Source organism: Streptomyces sp. GS7, from assembly GCF_009834125.1.
Taxonomy (GTDB): Bacteria; Actinomycetota; Actinomycetes; order Streptomycetales; family Streptomycetaceae; genus Streptomyces.
The window spans coordinates 8,843,346-8,860,524 of record NZ_CP047146.1; the positions used below are offsets into that span (position 1 = coordinate 8,843,346).

Genomic DNA, 17,179 nt, shown 5'->3' on the forward strand with positions numbered 1-17,179 from the left:
TGAAGCGGCGTCCCGGCGTCCGTCTCCGTGGTCAGTACTGCTCGTCGGGATCGGCGAGCAACTCGGTGAGGCAACACAACTCACTGATGAGCTTTTCAAGCGCCACCACGTGCTGGCGCAGCGCCCGCGGCACGCGCGCCCGTTCCCACTGTCCTACAGTCCCGCCGCGATGCGCCCACAGCCGTTCCAGCTCCGTCGCGGTCGGCAGGATGTCGGCGAGAGCTGCCAGCGTCGCTCTCAGGGCGTAGCCGAAGGGGGAATGTGCCGCCAGTCCGGCTTTGCCGTCGTAGTGGTTGAGCACCGAGCGGATCGTTGTGTGGACATGCTCGGTGTGGGTGAGTCGCTGGATCCAGAGTGGGTTTGAGTGGCCGTCGGGCAGTGGCGGAGATTCCACATCCGGTCCCGCGGCCAGCGTGGGGTGTAGGACTCCAGCGGCCTTGCGGACGTCGTCGTCGGGCAGCCACAGTCCGGACCGCAGCCCGACGAACGCTGCATCGAGGCGTTCGGACGCGAAGGTCTCCGCAGCCTGCCAGCGGGGCGGTTTCCCGTCCTGATACGGCCCGGCGGCGATAGTGCGGCAGCGGGCGCCCAGCAGCATGACTGGTGAGGGCATGGTGTTGTCGCTGTCCGCGTACGGGCGCGACTCGGCGGCCTCAGCCATCGTGTGCCATGCGACGACATCCCGGGCAGCGTCTTCCATCGCCATGTACTGCTCTTGGACGCGGGCCCAGTTGCCGACGACTCCGTCGTCCCAGGGAGGCAGCGGTTGGGTGAAGAGGTCGTCGGCACGGGCTCCGCCCATCCACCAAAGGGCGCGGGTCACGGGAACGTCGTCGACGAGCAGGCCGGCGTCGTGTGCCGCCCGCCACAGAGCCAGGGCCAGCAGTCGGGAGGCTGGCAGCCACGTCCGCCTACGCTCGGACGCCGCTTCCGGCGTGTGTTCACCGGCCTCATAGGCGTCCATGTCACCTGGGGAGTAGCCGATCCGGCGTTGCGTGAGCTGCCAAGCCATGCGCTGCACCCGAGCCCAAGGATCTTCTCCGAAGATCTCCTGATGCTGTTGCTCCCACCCCGTGGCCATCCCGCCTCCATCGCCGCGCTCCGCCTGACGCTACGGCATCAGAAAGGACCGGGGGTTGCTTCCCTCACCGTGCATACTGCACGCCCTTCTGCGAGAACACCGCCCATGCCGTCCAGGTGGACTCTCTCAGGGCGATGCAGTGACCACGAGGGCTCCGGTTTCGTTTCGGTGTGCCTGCCGGACCGTCAGGGCCGGAGACTGGTACACCATCGTGCCGCCGCGGTACATCCGGTACTCGAACTCCTTCGCACCGCCGAGAACACGTCGCTGCTGCGGATCGGCATCTGGCAACGTCAGCTCAACGAACCCATGGCCATCGCGCCGGACGCCTACCGACTGGATGTCCCCGGTGAAGACCATCACGCCGGAGCCGGTGACGACATGAACCTGATCGCCGTGGATCGGGCGGGTTCCGGGCCAACTCACGCCAGGGCCTCCCGCTTGAAGAAACCTTCCATCGAACACCCCTCCCGGTACGTAGCCCAGGGGCCAGCCTGCCACCAAGATCAAGCGGCGATGTGACTGAGCGCTCTACCTGGCCAGTTGAGCATCGCGGTTGGCCATACCGCTTGACCTGCGAAAACGACCGCTGCGGGGCCCCTCCGGCTCCTCCGGTCGAATGGCGCTGCCCTCCCAGTGCACATTAGTAGCGCGCTGACCTGCGAAGACTCGACGGCCAACTACGCGCTCAACTGGCCAAGTGCAACGCTCACTGGCCAGGTAGAGCGCTCAGTCACAACGAGCTCTCAAGGTCACCCGTGTGAGTGCTGCACCATAAATCGAACATGTGATGCAATCTGGTGTGTGACTCACCACGACATCCCCGAGCACCTGGTCCAGGCGCAGACCGCCTGGTACGCCGTCTACCAACGACTCGCCTCCGTAAACAACACCTCCGAGACGACGGTTCTCCGACGCCGACTCCAGCGACTCTCCGTCCAGATCGCCACCGACCCTTACTGGGCCACGATTCCCGGCAGCGCACCGGCCGCCCGGATGGCTCTGAAGCGGCGGGCCTGGGAGGCGCGATGACCCCCGATCGGGGAGAGACCCGGCACCGAGTCGAGCGCACCCTACGGAGGCTGACCGTGGAGACCGGGAACCCGCCGACTGTTCGGGAGATCGCGGCGGCGCTCGGCCGGTCCGCTTCCACCGTCGCCTACCACCTCCGCATACTGGAGGAGCGGGGCATCGTGCGACACGACCCGCACCGCAGCCGGTCCTACCGCTGTCCATCCCCTCGCAGCGTGGACGGTTTCGTTAAGCGGCTTGGGACTGTTGGTCTCTGATGGTGTGCCGGTTCTCGTAGTCGATGGGTGACAGCCAGTCGCAGGCCGAGTGCCTGCGGTGGGGGTTGTACCAGTCGGTGATCCAGGTTGCGATCTTGATGCGGGCCTCGGCCCGCGTCTTGAAGCGGTGGCGGTGGATGTACTCGACCTTGAGAGTCGAGTTGGTCGCCTCGGCGACCGCGTTGTCCAGGGCGGAGCCCACACGTCCCATGGACTGCACCACGCCCAGGCGCATGCAGGCGTCACCGAAGATCTTGGACGTGTACTCACTGCCCCTGTCCGTGTGCATGATGACGCCACCTACGTTGCCGCCACGGGTGGCCGCGGCCATGTGCAGGGCGCCGACGACGAGTTCGGTGTCGTGGCGGGCGTCCATCGCATAGCCGAGCAGGCGGCGGGAGTGCAGGTCGATGACGGTGGCGAGGTAGAGCTTGCCCTCGCCGGTTTCGACCTCGGTCATGTCGCCGCACCAGGCGACATCCGGAGCCGGGGCGGTGAACTTGCGCCGGACCAGGTCCGGGGCGACGGGGCGTCTGCCCTGCCGGGTCAGCGACCGCCGCCGCTTCCTGACGCGGCCGGCCAGGCCGAGCTCGGCCATGACCTTCGCGACCGTGTTCTTCGACACCCGCCAGCCGTTCGCCCGCAGCTCGATGTGGACGCGCGGGGAGCCGTAGGTGCCGCCCGAGGCGTCGAAGACTTCGCGGATCGCCAGGGTGAGATCGGCGCGACGCTCATCGCGAGGAGTCGGCGGGCGTCCCAGCCACTTGTAAAACCAGGACTGTGAGACCTCAAGGGCCCGGCACGAGACGGCGTGCGGCACGTTGTGGTCGGCCCTCTGGGAGGCGATGAAGTCCGCAACCGTCACTTCGTCGCCTCCTTGACCCACAGGACCACCGATCGCTTGAGCACGTCACGCTCCATCCGCAGCTCGTGGATCTCCTTGCGCAACCGCTGCAGTTCGGCCCGCTCGTCCAGGTCCAGACCGGCCCGGGACGCCTCCTTCTCCCGCGAGACCCAGGTGGCCAGCGTGCCCTCGTTGACCCCGAGGTCCCTTGCAACCTGGGCGATCGGTTTCCCGGTCTCACGGACGATCCGGACGGCCCCGGCCCGAAACTCCGCGTCGTACCTCTTGCGTATCTCTGCCATCGAACTTCCTCATAGCGGACATCTCCACACTACGAGGGGAGGCACACACTCGACCTTCCCCCGCCGTCACCCTGAGACTCCGAGATCCGGCCATAGCGGAGCTGGACGAGAAGGACGGCTGACGGCGGCCCGCGCCGGGATACCCATGCACCCGGGCACGTTGGATACGCGCGCTTGATCCAGATAGCCGTCCCAGGAATCTTGCGTGGCACGCATCTTTGCTTGGCACGCATATTTTGCTACTGTCGTTCTATGGGGTTGCGAGAGCGGAAAAAGGCCGAGACACAAGCCGCGCTCAGCTGGGCGGCACTTCGGCTGACCGTCGAGCGCGGGCTCGACAACGTCAAAGTCGAGGACATCGCCGAGGCCGCCGGCGTCTCGCCGCGCACGTTCAACAACTACTTCTCCAGCAAAGGCGAGGCGATCGTCGCCCGCCACCTCGACCGCTGCTTGCGCATTGCGGAGGCGTTGCGCGAGCGCCCGGAGGAGCCGCTGTGGGACGCGATCACCCTCGCGGTGTTGCCACAGTTCGAGCCGGACGCCGCAGCGGCCGCTCACCCCGTTGCCGACGCGGCGCAGTGGGCGGCGGGCGTGCGCATGATGCTCGCGGAACCGGCCCTGCAAGGCGAGATGTTGCGGGCCGGGGCCATCGCCGAGGCCGAGATCGCCGCGGCCGTCGCTGACCGCACCGGCACCGACCTGAAGCAGGACCTGTACCCGCACCTCGTTGCGTCAGCGGTCATGGCCGCGACCAACGCCGCGATGGGACACCACCTCCGCACCGATCCGCCGGTGCCAGTGGGGTGCCTGATTGCGGACGCCCTCACCCGGATCGCGGCGGGGCTGCCCACCCCCTAGGAATCCACTGTGGACGAAAAGCCCGGCGGGCGGTCGGGCCGATGTCCCCTGCCCGAAAAGGAATCTGTTCATGATCGACGTCGTCATCGCGGGCGCCGGACCCAACGGCCTGATGCTGGCCTGCGAGCTTGCCCTGGCCGGCGCGCGCCCGCTGGTCCTGGAGCGCCGCACGGAACCGTCCGGCGAGCAGCGCGCGAACGGCCTGGTCGGCCAGGTCGTCCGCTTGCTCGACCGGCGCGGACTCTACGCACGGCTGGCCGCACCCGGTGCCACACCCGAACCGGCGCCCAGCTTTGTGTTCGGCGCGTTCCCGCTCGACCTCCGCGACCTGCCGGACAACCCGCTCTACACGTTGATGGTGCCGCAGCGCCGGATCGAGCACATGCTCGCTGAGCGCGCGGCCGAACTGGACGTCGAGGTCCGTCGCGGCCACGAGGTCACCGGCCTGACGCAGGACGAGAAGTCGGTGACGGTCGAACTACGAGGTCGGGAACCGGTGGAAGCGGCGTTCCTGGTCGGCGCCGACGGCGGGCACAGTACGGTCCGCAAGCTCACCGGGATCGAGTTCCCCGGCGTGAGCACGGACGACTCGGTGTCGCGCACCGGACATGTGAGCGTGCCCCCGGACATGGTCGGTGCTGATGGCGGCCTGGTCGTACCCGGTTACGGTGCCATACCGCCGTTTCGGCATCTGCGCACTGAACGCGGCCTGATCACCTGGGCGCCGTTCCCGGGCGGCGATCCGCTGATCAGCACGACGGAGTGGGAGCAGCGGGCCGAGGGTGAGGCTTCGCTTGACGAGCTTCGGGCCAGCGCCTCCCGCATACTCGGCGTGAATGTACCGCTTGACCCACCGACCGGGCCGGGACCACATCTGATGAGGCGGTTGTTCGGTGGCAACACCCGGATCGCATCGCAGTACCGTGCGGGCCGCGTGTTCCTGCTCGGGGACGCCGCGCACGTGCACTCGGCGATCGGTGGTCCGGGGCTCAACCTGGGCCTGCAGGACGCGGTCAACCTGGGCTGGAAGCTGGCCGTCGCATTGCGCGGCCACGCACCGGAGGGACTGCTGGACACCTACGAATCGGAACGGTCCCCGGTAGCGCGGCGGGTCGCCATGCACACTCAGGCACAATCGCTCCTGACTCGCCCGGGCAGCGATGTGACCGCGTTGCGCGAACTGTTCGACGAGCTGCTCGCCCAGCCGGCGACGCGGCAGCACATCGCGAATCTGCTGTCCGGCGCGGATATCACCTACGACATGGGGCCAGCGACCGGGCCGCTCGTCGGCCGATGGGCGCCGGACCTGCCGGGCCTGCGCGAACTCACCCGCACCGGCCGCCCGCTCCTCCTTGACCCCACCGGCACCCTCGATGCGGGCCTTTGGGCGTCGCACGTCGATACCGTGACCGTCCCGCAACTCGACACCGCACTACTACTCCGGCCCGATTGCTACGTCGCCTGGCAAGGCACCACGGGCGATGGCCTGCACGAAGCACTGAAAACCTGGTTCAAAGCAGCTTGAATAGCACGCCCCAGCAGGTGCGCGACCTCGCGGCGCTGGCGTCCCTTCGGTGTCAGCCCGCACCCATCCGCGTACCGCATACCCGAGGGTCTACCGCCGTAGCCGACATCCTGTCAGCGAAACAGGCCAAACCTGTCGCCCCGAAAAGCTCAAGTCAGTAATGGCCTCCGCTCTGCTCGCACACCGACCTGGGCAGCCTGGGCTGATCAGGTCGGTGCCGCTGGGCAACGTCGGGAGTGTTCAATCAACGACTCTGTCTCACTTCCGGTGGCAACCGAGCGTTGCAGTCTTCACTGTCCGTATGGTTCTGGACCCCAGTAGGCGCTTTGGCCTGGGTGTTTGCTGGCTGACACTACAGAAGTCCAGGGCGGTCGACCTCATACACAGCGGACAACCGACAGGCGCGCTCACGTCCCGCTTGGAGGCCGCTCGCCCCCGCCAACCTGCATATTTTCTCAAACGCGGCGTCACGCACTCAGCGTGACGCTCCGTTACCACCGGATGTGCGACAGAGCCCGTTCTCGTGAACAGAGCCAGGGGGTTGCCTGGATCGTCCGCACCGGAACCCTCACAGACGTCTGCTCGCCCGAGCGTCGCAAGACGACCGGCTACCGACCTCGGGCGAGCGCCGTTGTTGAGGGCGGCCCTCCTTAGCGACTCAAGGGGGCGTGTACGGAACTTTGTGTAAGTCCTCGTTTTTCACTTGGTGTTGAGCCGGTCCTCGAAGAAGAGTGAGAACTGGTTGAGTGCCTTCTTCCAGTGTGCCGCGACGTGGTTGACATCGCGCGCTCTGGGGGTGATCTGCTCGCGGACGGCGAGGTAGAGCACCTTCAACGCGGCCTGCTCGGAGGGGAAGTGTCCGCGGTTGCGGGTGGCTTTCCGCAGCCGTGCGTTGATCGACTCGATCAGATTCGTCGAGTAGACGACCTTCCTTATCTCCGGCGGGAAGGCGAGGTAGGGCGTGAATTCGCTCCACGCAGCCTGCCAGGTCCGCACAATTGCGGGATACCGCTGGCCCAGCTCGCCTGCGGCGAAGTCGGCGAGGGCCTGCTCGGCGGCTTGCTCGGTCGGCGCGGTGTAGATGGCCTTCAACTCCGTTACGAGCTTTGCGTGGTGCTGCTTGGAGGCGAACCTCAGCGAGGCACGGATCAAGTGGATCACACACGTCTGAACGGTGGCTTTGGGCCAGGTTCCGGTGACCGCGTCGGGCAGGCCCTTGAGTCCGTCGCAGGCGACGATGCACACGTCCTCGACCCCGCGGTTGCGGAGCTCGGACAGCACGGTCATCCAGGTCGTGGCGCCTTCGCCCTCGTCGCCGGCCCACAGGCCGAGCACGTCCTTGCAGCCGTCCATGTCCACGCCGACGGCCAGGTAGACCGGTCGGGAGGCTACGGAGCCGGAGCGGATCTTCACCCAGAGCGCGTCGATGTAGATGATCGGCCAGAGGGCGTCCAGCGGTCTGTTCTGCCATGCGTCGAGCTCGTCGGTGACGGCGTCGGTGACCTTGCTGATCAGGTCCGGTGAGACCTCGACGCCGTACATGCCGGCCAGGTGCGAGCGGATGTCACGCACCGACATACCGCGCGCGTACAGCGACAGGACCTGCTCGTTGAAGCCTGCCAGCCGCCTGGCGTGCTTGGGTACCAGCTGCGGTTCGAAGGACCCGTCACGGTCCCTGGGAACGGCCAGCGTGACCGCCCCGGCATCGGTCAGCACCGTCTTCGGCGAGGTGCCGTTGCGGCTGTTGCCCGAGCCGCGGCCCGCCCGATCGTGCTTCTCGTATCCGAGGTGGTCGGTCATCTCCGCGTCCAGGGCCCGCTCCAGCACGGCCCGGGTCACCTCCGTCAGCAGCCCGCCTTCACCCAGCAGGGCAGCCCCCGAAGCGTCGACGCGGTCCATCAGCCGCTCGACGACCTCATCCACGAGCTTGTCCTCGACCGGTTCAACGGCCGGGATCTCGTTGTCGTTCATGTCCGTCCGTCCCGGCTGGTCAAAGCCCAGGTCAGGGCCCCGGCCAGCCTGTCACATCACGGACTTACACGATCTTTCAGACACACCCACTCAAGGCGGTCGACCAGGTTCTCGTACCGGCGCCGGGCCAGTTCGTCCTTTGCGGGCATCGAGCGACAGCTCCCCACCCTCTGCCCGCAGCGCATGTGCGCCATATGTGCGCTGCGAGCGCGAGAGCCCTTCCGTCTGCTGGACGAATGGGCTCCTGAACTGGTGTTTCTCTGTGCCCCCGGCAGGAGAGGCGGTCAGGGGCGGGGTTCGAGAAATTCCAGGCGGTTGCCGAGCTTGTCGAAGGTATAGAAGCGGTTGTGGCCGGGGAAGTTGTCGTCCCAGGTCACGTCGTGGCCGTGTGCCTCCAGGCGCTTGGCGAGGTCGGGGAGTGAGTGCACAAGGATTCCTGGGTGGGCTTTGGTAGCGGGGCGGAAGTCGGTTTCCACACCGAGGTGTACTTCGAGGCTGCCGCCGCGGAACCAGCAGCCGCCGCGGGCCGCGAGGGCCGGAGGCTTTGCCAGCTCGGTCATGCCCAGCACGCCGCCCCAGAAATCGCGGCACAGGTCCTCGGCGCCCGCGGGGATGGCGAGCTGGACGTGGTGCAGCGGGCCGAAGGCGAACTCGGTGGTGGAGTTCTCGGTGGTCATGCGCTTTCTCGTCTCCTCAGTGGTGTTCATGAGGGTTTCCTGGCTCGGGTGGTGCTGGATGCGTGGCCAGGTGCAGGAGGGTGGCGAGCAGGGACGGTAGGTGCGGGTTGGTGGTGCGGTAGAGCGTGCGGTTGCCGTCGCGGCGCACGGTGACCAGGCCCGCCGCTCGCAGTCGGGCGAGGCTCTGGGAGACGGCGGCGTAGTCCGTACCGATGCGCTCTGTCAGTTCTCCGACCGAGAGTTCCTGGAGTGCCAGGGCCTCCAGCAGCCGGACCCGTATAGGTCCGGCCAGAGTTTTCAACATCGCTACCAGAGCGCCGACTTCGGCGTCTTCGAAGGGCGCGGTGGTCGTGCGGACCGGGAGGAGCACGACGTCGGGCTCATGGACAGCATGCATCGGCCGTGCTCCTTTCCTGCGCGTGTGCGTGGGTGCCGGGTGCGGGTGTGTGGCACCGGTGCCAGTGCAGATCGCGTACGTACGGCACGCGGGAGAGCTGGTTGACGAGGTGGTCCAGGGGGCCGGTTTCCGGGCCGTCCAGGGTGACCGTCGCTCGCAGGTAGACGGTGGCGCCGAGGCGGCTGGCGTGCAGGGCCTGGAGGTGGGCGCCGGGTCTGCTGAGGGCCAGCACGCACAGTGCGCGTACCTTGGCCGCCGCCTGGTGGTCGCAGTGGATGTGGATCGTGGCGAGGGCTGAGACCGGGGTGGCGGGCGGACCGCTCTTTTTCGCATGCGTACGGGGCAGGAATCGCATGGGTACCTCTTGGGTCACTTCTGGTCGGGAAGTGGTGGGGGGTGGAAAGGGGCGGTCAGGCGATGTTCCGGAAGCGGGTCCCGGGCGCCAGCTGTGGGTTCAATGCGTAGCCCCCCTGATGCACGGTGCGGATCAGGGCCTGGTGTTCGGAGCCGAGCTTGCGGCGCAGGCGGGCGATGTGGACGTCGACGGTGCTCAGGTCGCCCGTGGGCGTCTGCTGCCACACCAGTTCCATCAGCTGCCGTGGGGTGTAGACGCAGTCGGGGTGGGCGGCGAGGTAGGCGATCAGCTCGAACTCCATGCAGGTGAGGCGAAGTTGACGGCCTCCGGCCGAGGCTCGGCGGGTGCCGCAGTCGACGACGAGGCCGTCCACGCGGTAGACCGGGGCCCGGGGCAGCTCCACAGCCGCGGGTGTGTGAGGTGACTGCCGTACGAGCCAGGTTCTGCTGCGTCCCCGCGGTGCGGGCACGGGCGTTCGGTCATGGTGGACACGGTTAGCCGTGCGCTGGTTCAGTGCCATGTCGGTTCCTGTCAGGTCGGTGTGTTGACGACAGCCGTGGTCGGAAGGTCGGGCGCCGAGGGCGGAGCCGTCGTGGGCGCCGGTACGGCGCGGCGGGCAGCGGGCTCCAGCCGGAGGGACGAGCCGGATCGGGCGAGGGCGTCATGACGTCTCCAGGGCGGGGACGTGCATGCGGACTCATTCCCCATGCGGTGCGCGTGGGGCCGTTAGTGCCAGGTGGCTTCGAGGCGGCGTCGGCCGTCGGGGCCGGTGACGGTGTGCCAGTGGGCGTGCGGGCGAGCGGGCCGCTGCTGGTCGGTGGCCCTGGTGACGGACGCTGGGCTGGGGAGCGTGCGCAGGACGGGGCTGTCGAGGGGGCTGTCGGCGATGCGCCGTACCACTGTGGCGACCAGGCCGAGGAGGGCGCGGCCGGTGTTCCGGCTTCGGGCGGAGGGGCGGTGGATGGCGGGGCGGTGGATGTGGACTGCGGTGAAGACGGACATGCGGGAGTCACCTCCGTTGAGCGGCGCGGTCGGCGGCGGGCAGGCGTGGCCGAGGGCGGGCGAACGATTCAGTGGTGTGCGGGCTTCAGCGCCCGCGCGGCGCTAGGGCCGAGTCAGGCGTGGACGGCCAGGGTGGCGGCTTCGGCGATGCGCTCGGCCGCGGGCAGTGGCAGGTCGGTGAAGCGGGCGAGCCAGTGGGCGTCGTGACCCTGCCGGGCGAGGACGTAAGCCAGGTGCACGCGTGGCTCGTACGTGACGTGCGGGCCCCGGGGCCCGGGGCAGGTGCTGGGTCCGTCGAGCAGGTAGTCCCACTCAGCGCCGTCATACAGGGCCAGCTGCACGCGCGGACAGACATGGCCGGTGGGCTGCGGAGCGGTCCGGTTGTCGGTGGCGTGGCGGTGCCGGCGGGCCGGTGCGGTGAGTTTGGTGAGGTGCGGGAGAAGGCGCATCGGTGGCCTCCCTTCTCCGTGAGGGGTTGGTGGGGTGGCGGCGGGCGGGGAGGTCCCGCCACCACCCGGGAGGGAGTGGTCAGTTGCCGAGGGCGACCTGGACGATCTTGATGACGACCAGGACCATCGCGATCAGCAGGTAGGTGCGCAGGGCGCCCATGCCGATCTTGCGGCCGGTGGACATGACCGGCCGGGTCAGTGTCTCCAGTGGCGGCATCCGCCAGTTGTCGCGGCCGGTGCGGTCGATGGGGTCTTCCTTGGTGGCGGTGCGCCGGCGGGTGAAGGCGTAGCCGGCGGCCAGCACCCCGGCGACACCGCAGCCGGCCATGATGTCCAGGATCATGTTGGAGCTGATGTCCGGGAAGAGCACCGAAGCTGTCAGGATGATCGACAGCGACACCAGAACACCGACGACCGCCGCCGTGAAGGCGTTGGTCTTCGGTCCGTTCACCCAGGGGCCGAGGACCTGCTTGTCGTTGCAGAGCAGCAGCAGGAAGACCGAGGCGGAGGGCAGCAGGACCCCGGCGAGCGTCTGCACGCCCTGGGTGAGCAGGCCGAGCGGGGAGCCGGGGATCAGCACGATGGTGGCCGCGGCGGCGACCAGGCCGGCGTAGACGGCGTAGAAGCCCTTCGCGCCCTTGATGCCCCGGTGCAGGGAGTGCTTCATCCCGAACACGTCGCCGATGGCGTACGCGGTGGACAGCGACACCGCGAACGCGCCGATGATCGAGGCGTCCAGCAGGGCGATCGCGAAGAGGACGCCGGCGACCTTGCCGGCCTTGGCCTCGATGCCGGTGATCAGGCCCGCGGTGTCAGTGAAGTTGCCAAAGCCCTTGGTGCCGGCGAAGGCGGCGGCGACCAGGCCCATCATGGCGGCGGCGCCGATGACGACGATGGCGATGCCGATCCACAGGTCGGCCTTCTCGTACTTCATGAAGCGCGGGGTGATGCGCTTGTCGATGACGTAGGACTGCTGGAAGAACAGCTGCCACGGGGCGACGGTGGTGCCCACGATGCCGATGATCAGCAGCATGACGGTGGCCAGCTCACCGGATCCGCCGGGGATGACCGGGACCACGAAGTCGTGCGCCATCTGCGACGTCTTGGGGTGGATCATGAAGTAGAGGGGGACCAGGAGCAGCGAGGCGGCGCACAGGGCGACGGCGATCCGCTCGAAGCGGCGGAAGGAGCCGGTGAACGCGGAGGCGATGATGATGGCGGCGGCCAGGATCACCGAGGCGGCCTTCGGCAGGCCCAGATAGTCGGCGGCCATCGTGATGCCGATGAACTCGGTGACCAGGGTCAGCGCGTTGAGCAGGAACAGGTCGATGACACTGAACGCGCCCCAGAACTTCCCGAACCGCTCCAGGATGAGGCGGGCGTGGCCGACGCCGGTGACGGCGCCGAGGCGCAGCACCATCTCCTGGTTGACGTACAGGACGGGGATGAGCAGGAGCAGGGTCCACAGCAGCTGGGTGCTGTAGTTCTGGCCGGCCTGGCCGTAGGTGGCGAAGGCGCCGGCGTCGTTGTCGCCGACCATCACGATCAGGCCGGGCCCGACTATCGCCAGCAGAGTCTTGAACTTCGCGGACAGGCCCCGGCGCTCGCCGTTGTCGTCCTGCTTGATGGTGCCGAGCGCGCCACGGATGTCGCCCACGTGCGCGTCGTCCAGCACAGCGGTGCGCTGCGCGGGAATCGATGGGGTGGTGGTGAGGTTGGTCATGGAAGCCTCCCGGGTCCCCCGGCGGGGGAGGTTGGGGTACGCAGCAGCGATCTCCCCTGCGAGCGCGCAGCACAGCGACCCGGGACGGCCGGTGGCCGTACGGGTGCCTAGGCAGGGTGGGGGAGCGCGCAGAGGAGGTGGTTACCGCGTACCGGAGGTCGGAGAAGACATACGGATGCGGGGCCTACTGTGGCCCGGACTACTGCAACTGCTATCCATGTCTCTCGCCTCCTTGCGGCCGTGGCGCACGCGGGCGCCGAGCGGACACGGCAAGGAGCGGACCAGTCCGTACGACTGGTTCACCCCAACTCGTCAGAGCTTTGGCACTGCACGGCGTAATCCCCTTGCGGGGGCAGCCACTTGGGATCACCCCTTAAGTCGGGGAGATCTGTCCTGAACCTGGGCGTCTCTCGACGTCGTCGGGTCAGTGGCCTATGTCCGTGCAGACGCCTCACCGAACGAGGTGCCTTCTTTCAAACCTCGAAGAGTCTGGCTCATACTTGCGCATTACCGCAACTGCTTGACTCGTTCTTGACTTTCCGTTCCCCGGTACGACACCTTCCGCGGGGCTGTTCCGGCTGGGTGCGGTGCAGCACGGGACCGATGGTCTGCACCGGAAATCCGTCGAGGTCTCGGAGGTGAACCAGGCGTCGCCCATGCCTTCTGCGGACAGCAGGCTGCCTACCATGAGCCGGTCGCGGGCAGGGGGGCAGACCGGGCAGACCGAGGGCCATCCATTCGAGTAGCGCGGGCGGCAGCGTACGAGGGGCATGTCGAGCGCCCTCCGGCTTCACCCGGTGCGTCTGCCGCCCGCTCCGTGCCGCTTCCTGTGGTGCGCTGCCGTAGGGCTCGGGGCGACGGGTGTCCAGACTGTCCATGTGTCGATGGTGGCCAGGTCCAGATGGGCGTCGTGGGCGATGTCCTGGTGCCGCATGCCGGCGCGGTGCGCGGCGAGCACGGCCTGGCGTAGAGCGTCCGCGCGGGCCGCAAGCCCGGCGCGTAGCGTCTCGGCGCCGGCGGAGGTGAGGGCGGGGGCGTCTTCGGCGAGTCGGTGAGCGGCCTGGCGTACGGCGCGGCGTACGGGCGGCAGGCGGGGGTCGTCCGCGGGAATACCGCCGTGTGGTGCCAAGGTCGGATGGGTGCGGTCGCGTCGGGGTGTCGCGTCGGTCAGCAGCCGGACGACGGCGATGGGCAGGTGGAGGTGGCGGGCGATGACACGAGCCTCGTAGTCGAGGAGGGCGAGGGTCCAGGCGGCGTAGAGGCGGCGGAGGTCCGGCGCGTTCGGCCGGTTCAGAAGCGGGCGGACGGCGTCCATGGGGAAGCTTTCCAGGGCGTGGCTGCTGAGCCAGCCCTCTGCGCTGGGCGGCTGCGGCTGCCGGGAGCGGGCACCCACACGGCGGAGCCGTATCAAGAGCAGGACGGCGATGGCGGTGCCGGCCAGGACGCCCAGGAGCACCGGCCGGACACCGGCGGGGGCGAGGGCCAGCGCCAAGGTCTCCAGCAGGACCAGAATGGCGAACGTAACGGTCAACGATTCAGCGGCGGGGCCGTGCAATCGACGGTTCATACCGCACCCCTCCTGTCCGTGCCTGTGACCGCTCGGTTCGGGAACCGGACGTGCCGGCGGTCACGCGCGAAGGGAATTCCCCACAGCAAAAAGCCTATCGAACGCACGTCCCCCTTGCGTGAATACGCAAGGGGGCATAGCGCTGGGCGGCGTCCTCCATGCAGGCCAAAGCCGGCTCCGAAGAACCCTGCGTAGGGACCGGTTCCAAGGAACCGCATCACTGAACGGAGGCAGCCATACGTGAAGCCCCTCCCGGTCAGCGCCGCCCTGTCAGCAGCCGTGGACGGATCGGCGGCTTTCCCCCGGGTGGCTTCGTTCATGGCGTGCGTTCATGACGCGGTTCGGGCAGCAGGCAGCGATCCACGGACGTGGAAATGTTCAAGGCCCCTGACGGCTTCGAGGTGTCGTGTGACCCTGAATCTCGGCTGCGGACGCGGTCGCGACAGGAACTCAGTCGTGGGGCGGCAGGTGGCCGATCTGATGGTCCGCGACGTTCAGCGCCTCGTCGACCAACCGGCGCAGGTGCCCGTGCCGCAGGGCGTACACCACGCGGCGCCCCTCCTTGCGGGTGGCTACCAGGCCGGCCAGTCGCAGCCGTGCCAGGTGCTGGCTGACCGAGGTCCGCGCCGCCGTGGTCGCCGCGGTCAGCGTCGTGACGTCGGCTTCTCCCTCGCCGAGCCGCCGCAGCAGGGCCAGGCGGGTGCGGTCGGCGAGCAGGCCGAGCACGTCCACGGCCACAGCCAGGCGCTCGCCGTCGTCTGGCTGTTGCGAGGCATGCGCACCTGATAGATGCATGCGTGCGTTCATGTGCACATAATGGTGTGGCAGCAGTCCCGCCGTCCAGTCCGCCACCGGCGAAAGGCGCAAGCGTGAGCGAGCACCCCCACACCCACGAGTCGCCTGATCACCACCACGGCCACGGTGCGCACCACCACCCGCACCCCACCGCCGTCCGCCACGATCACGGTGACCACCGGCACGACCACGACCGTAACCATGATCACGTGCACGGGGAGGGCCGGTGGGCCAGTTTCCGACACCAGCTTGCGCACGTGGTCACTCCGCACAGCCACGAGGCGATGGACAAGGTCGACTCGGCCATGGAGACCTCCCGCGAGGGCATGCGCACCCTGTGGCTCTCCTTGGGCATCCTCGGGCTGACCACGGTCATCCAGGCGATGATCGTGGCGATATCCGGTTCGGTGGCGCTGCTGGGCGACACCATCCACAACGCCGCCGACGCGCTGACCGCCGTCCCGCTCGGCATCGCGTTCGTCGTGGGCCGCCGGGCGGCGAACCGCCGCTACACCTACGGCTACGGCCGAGCCGAGGACCTGGCCGGCATCGCCATCGTCCTGACCATCGCCGCGTCCTCCGCGCTCGCCGCCTACGAGGCCATAGACCGGCTGCTGCACCCACGAGACGTCACCCACCTGTGGGCGGTGGCCCTCGCCGCCCTGGTCGGCTTCATCGGCAACGAGTGGGTGGCCGGCTACCGCATCCGCACGGGCCGCAAGATCGGCTCCGCCGCACTGGTCGCCGACGGCCTGCACGCCCGCACCGACGGCTTCACCTCCCTGGCCGTGCTCCTGGGAGCCGGCGGTGTCGCCCTCGGTTGGCGCTGGGCGGACCCTGCGGTCGGCCTCCTGATCACCGTCGCGATCCTCATGGTGCTCAAAGGCGCCGCCCGCGAGGTCTACCGTCGCTTGATGGACTCCGTCGACCCCCACCTCGTCGACACCGCCGAGACCACACTCCGCGACATCAACGGCGTCCTGGGCACCGGGCAGGTCCGCATGCGGTGGATCGGCCATGCCCTGCGGGCCGAGGCCGACATCGTCGTCGATCCCCACCTGACCGTCGTCCAGGCCCATGAAGTCGCCGTCGCCGCCGAGCATGCCCTCATCCACGCCGTCCCACGCCTGACCGCCGCCACCGTCCACACCGACCACCTGACGGACGGCACCGACCCACACGCCGCCCTCAGCCACCACGCCGGCCGCTGAAAGGAGAGGTCACGGCGGTGGCGAAGTCGGCTGTGACGGCTGACGGGGTAGCCGCCACGTGACCGCCAGCCTCCTGGCCCGTGCGGTCGGAACCGGACATGATGCCGCCGTTCACGACGAGCGACCTGCAGAAACGAGCCCTCTCGGCGACACCCGGCTACCGCCGTGGTGCTCTCCCGTGCCCCCACCCGGTGAAGAAGTCCCGGAACCGGCGGTGGGACGCCTCGTCCGCAGGGTAATCGGCCTCGTCCGGGTGGCCGATCACCGTCCAGCTCACTGCGGAGACCGCGGGCTCCAACGACAGTCGACTGACAGCCGCTTCAAGAAGGGAGTCATCACGACGCTCGGTGGTGAGTTCCGCGGCGACGGTGACCTTCCCTTCCTCCGCGTCGCGGCTGAACACCGAGCGCAGCCGGAAGCCAGGCTGGGCGACGGCCTGGACGATCAGGGCTCTGATGTGTGCCTCCTCCGGCTCGGTGCACACCGCCTCGAAGTAGTAGTCGGTGGCGACCTCGGCGCCGCCGCGCGGCTCCCGGTCCAGGCGCCGGCCCAGCGGCCGCAGCAGCAGGTTGGCACCCACCACCGCAAGTGTGCCGAGCCCCGCCAGGACGTACAGCCCCGTGCCGGCCAGGGCGCCGACAGCAGCCGAACACCACAGTGTGGCCGCGGTGTTGAGTCCGCGCACGCTCAGCCCGTCGCGGATGATGACACCGGCTCCCAGGAAGCCGATGCCGGAGACGATCTGGGCCGCGACCCGTGAGCCGTCGTATCCGACGGTACTGGTGGCCTGCGTAAAGCCGTAGTTGGACAGCAGGACGAAGAGCGCCGACCCGGCGGCCACCAGCGCGTTCGTCCGCAGCCCAGCCATCCGAGCCCGCCACTGCCGCTCCAAGCCGATGGCAGCGCCGAAGCCGAGCCCGGCAGCAATGTTGTCCACCATCTGCCACTCGTTGACGATGACCATGATCCGTTCCCCTCGTCCTTGATCCCTTTCCCGTGTCGGCTCCTGTATCGGCGACTCACCGCCAGGTGCTGAACCGACCGATGCACCCTGGGCTCGTTTCCGCAGACCGCAGGGGTGTCCGTCCACGGCGCCGCGGTTGCGCAGGCGGGTGGCGTTGGCGTCGCGGGGA

20 protein-coding genes and 1 riboswitch are annotated in these 17,179 nt (G+C 68.5%); of the genes, 5 read left to right on the top strand and 15 right to left on the bottom strand.

Features of this window, described 5'->3' with window-relative positions; genetic code table 11:
- Positions 1-31 precede the first annotated feature (31 nt).
- Both GR130_RS38590 and GR130_RS38595 read right to left on the bottom strand, forming a co-directional pair.
- A complete protein-coding gene (locus tag GR130_RS38590; protein ID WP_159509241.1) occupies positions 32-1,012 on the bottom strand; it encodes a hypothetical protein in 981 nt (326 codons plus the stop codon).
- Positions 1,013-1,207: 195 nt separating this feature from the next.
- Positions 1,208-1,507: a hypothetical protein gene (locus GR130_RS38595; protein WP_159509243.1), complete on the bottom strand. Its 300-nt coding sequence runs from the start codon at positions 1,505-1,507 to the stop codon at positions 1,208-1,210.
- Between the two features lie 378 nt (positions 1,508-1,885).
- Between GR130_RS38595 and GR130_RS38600 the strand changes: the two genes are divergently transcribed.
- The gene (locus GR130_RS38600; protein ID WP_159509245.1) at positions 1,886-2,113 is read left to right on the top strand and encodes a hypothetical protein; all 228 of its coding nucleotides are present in this window, start codon (positions 1,886-1,888) and stop codon (positions 2,111-2,113) included.
- The gene (locus GR130_RS42160) at positions 2,110-2,370 is read left to right on the top strand and encodes a LexA family protein (protein WP_159509247.1); all 261 of its coding nucleotides are present in this window, start codon (positions 2,110-2,112) and stop codon (positions 2,368-2,370) included. The genes GR130_RS38600 and GR130_RS42160 overlap by 4 nt, the downstream gene beginning before the upstream one ends.
- Here the strand turns inward: GR130_RS42160 and GR130_RS38610 are convergent.
- Complete coding sequence (locus tag GR130_RS38610) at positions 2,342-3,235, bottom strand: IS3 family transposase (protein ID WP_159509249.1); 894 nt, start codon at positions 3,233-3,235, stop codon at positions 2,342-2,344. The two genes, GR130_RS42160 and GR130_RS38610, sit on opposite strands and share 29 nt — an antisense overlap.
- Positions 3,232-3,516, bottom strand: a complete 285-nt coding sequence (locus GR130_RS38615) for a transposase (RefSeq protein ID WP_159509251.1) — start codon at positions 3,514-3,516, stop codon at positions 3,232-3,234. The genes GR130_RS38610 and GR130_RS38615 overlap by 4 nt, the downstream gene beginning before the upstream one ends.
- 252 nt (positions 3,517-3,768) lie before the next feature.
- Here GR130_RS38615 and GR130_RS38620 point away from each other — a divergent pair, with 252 nt between their 5' ends.
- Both GR130_RS38620 and GR130_RS38625 read left to right on the top strand, forming a co-directional pair.
- Complete coding sequence (locus tag GR130_RS38620) at positions 3,769-4,374, top strand: TetR/AcrR family transcriptional regulator (protein WP_159509253.1); 606 nt, start codon at positions 3,769-3,771, stop codon at positions 4,372-4,374.
- A 70-nt stretch (positions 4,375-4,444) separates the two neighbouring features.
- Positions 4,445-5,899: an FAD-dependent monooxygenase gene (locus tag GR130_RS38625; protein WP_159509255.1), complete on the top strand. Its 1,455-nt coding sequence runs from the start codon at positions 4,445-4,447 to the stop codon at positions 5,897-5,899.
- A gap of 699 nt (positions 5,900-6,598) precedes the next feature.
- On the opposite strand, the gene GR130_RS38630 is transcribed toward GR130_RS38625, so the two are convergent.
- The 10 genes from GR130_RS38630 to GR130_RS38675 all read right to left on the bottom strand — a co-directional run bounded on the left by GR130_RS38630 (position 6,599) and on the right by GR130_RS38675 (position 14,847).
- The gene (locus tag GR130_RS38630) at positions 6,599-7,870 is read right to left on the bottom strand and encodes an IS256 family transposase (RefSeq protein ID WP_159509257.1); all 1,272 of its coding nucleotides are present in this window, start codon (positions 7,868-7,870) and stop codon (positions 6,599-6,601) included.
- Positions 7,871-8,154: 284 nt separating this feature from the next.
- A complete protein-coding gene (locus GR130_RS38635; RefSeq protein WP_159510507.1) occupies positions 8,155-8,547 on the bottom strand; it encodes a glyoxalase in 393 nt (130 codons plus the stop codon).
- 16 nt (positions 8,548-8,563) lie between these two features.
- The gene (locus tag GR130_RS38640; protein WP_159509259.1) at positions 8,564-8,944 is read right to left on the bottom strand and encodes an ArsR/SmtB family transcription factor; all 381 of its coding nucleotides are present in this window, start codon (positions 8,942-8,944) and stop codon (positions 8,564-8,566) included.
- Entirely contained in the window at positions 8,928-9,299 is a 372-nt protein-coding gene (locus GR130_RS38645) for a hypothetical protein (protein WP_159509261.1), read from the bottom strand. The genes GR130_RS38640 and GR130_RS38645 overlap by 17 nt, the downstream gene beginning before the upstream one ends.
- Before the next feature lie 55 nt (positions 9,300-9,354).
- The gene (locus GR130_RS38650; RefSeq protein WP_236573864.1) at positions 9,355-9,702 is read right to left on the bottom strand and encodes a winged helix-turn-helix domain-containing protein; all 348 of its coding nucleotides are present in this window, start codon (positions 9,700-9,702) and stop codon (positions 9,355-9,357) included.
- Positions 9,703-10,025: 323 nt separating this feature from the next.
- Complete coding sequence (locus GR130_RS38655) at positions 10,026-10,301, bottom strand: hypothetical protein (RefSeq protein ID WP_159509265.1); 276 nt, start codon at positions 10,299-10,301, stop codon at positions 10,026-10,028.
- 113 nt (positions 10,302-10,414) lie between these two features.
- Positions 10,415-10,750, bottom strand: coding sequence for a hypothetical protein (locus tag GR130_RS38660; protein WP_236573865.1), 336 nt, complete (start codon positions 10,748-10,750; stop codon positions 10,415-10,417).
- 79 nt (positions 10,751-10,829) lie between these two features.
- Positions 10,830-12,473: an NRAMP family divalent metal transporter gene (locus tag GR130_RS38665; protein ID WP_159509267.1), complete on the bottom strand. Its 1,644-nt coding sequence runs from the start codon at positions 12,471-12,473 to the stop codon at positions 10,830-10,832.
- A 296-nt stretch (positions 12,474-12,769) separates the two neighbouring features.
- A riboswitch (M-box (ykoK) riboswitch) is annotated at positions 12,770-12,943 on the bottom strand.
- A 320-nt stretch (positions 12,944-13,263) separates the two neighbouring features.
- Positions 13,264-14,040, bottom strand: a complete 777-nt coding sequence (locus GR130_RS38670; RefSeq protein ID WP_159509269.1) for a hypothetical protein — start codon at positions 14,038-14,040, stop codon at positions 13,264-13,266.
- 450 nt (positions 14,041-14,490) lie between these two features.
- The gene (locus GR130_RS38675) at positions 14,491-14,847 is read right to left on the bottom strand and encodes a metalloregulator ArsR/SmtB family transcription factor (RefSeq protein WP_159509271.1); all 357 of its coding nucleotides are present in this window, start codon (positions 14,845-14,847) and stop codon (positions 14,491-14,493) included.
- Between the two features lie 62 nt (positions 14,848-14,909).
- On the opposite strand from GR130_RS38675, the gene GR130_RS38680 reads away from it, so the two are divergent.
- Entirely contained in the window at positions 14,910-16,046 is a 1,137-nt protein-coding gene (locus GR130_RS38680) for a cation diffusion facilitator family transporter (protein WP_159509273.1), read from the top strand.
- A gap of 157 nt (positions 16,047-16,203) precedes the next feature.
- Here GR130_RS38680 and GR130_RS38685 read toward each other — a convergent pair whose 3' ends face one another.
- Complete coding sequence (locus GR130_RS38685; protein WP_236573866.1) at positions 16,204-17,010, bottom strand: MgtC/SapB family protein; 807 nt, start codon at positions 17,008-17,010, stop codon at positions 16,204-16,206.
- Positions 17,011-17,179: the final 169 nt, after the last annotated feature.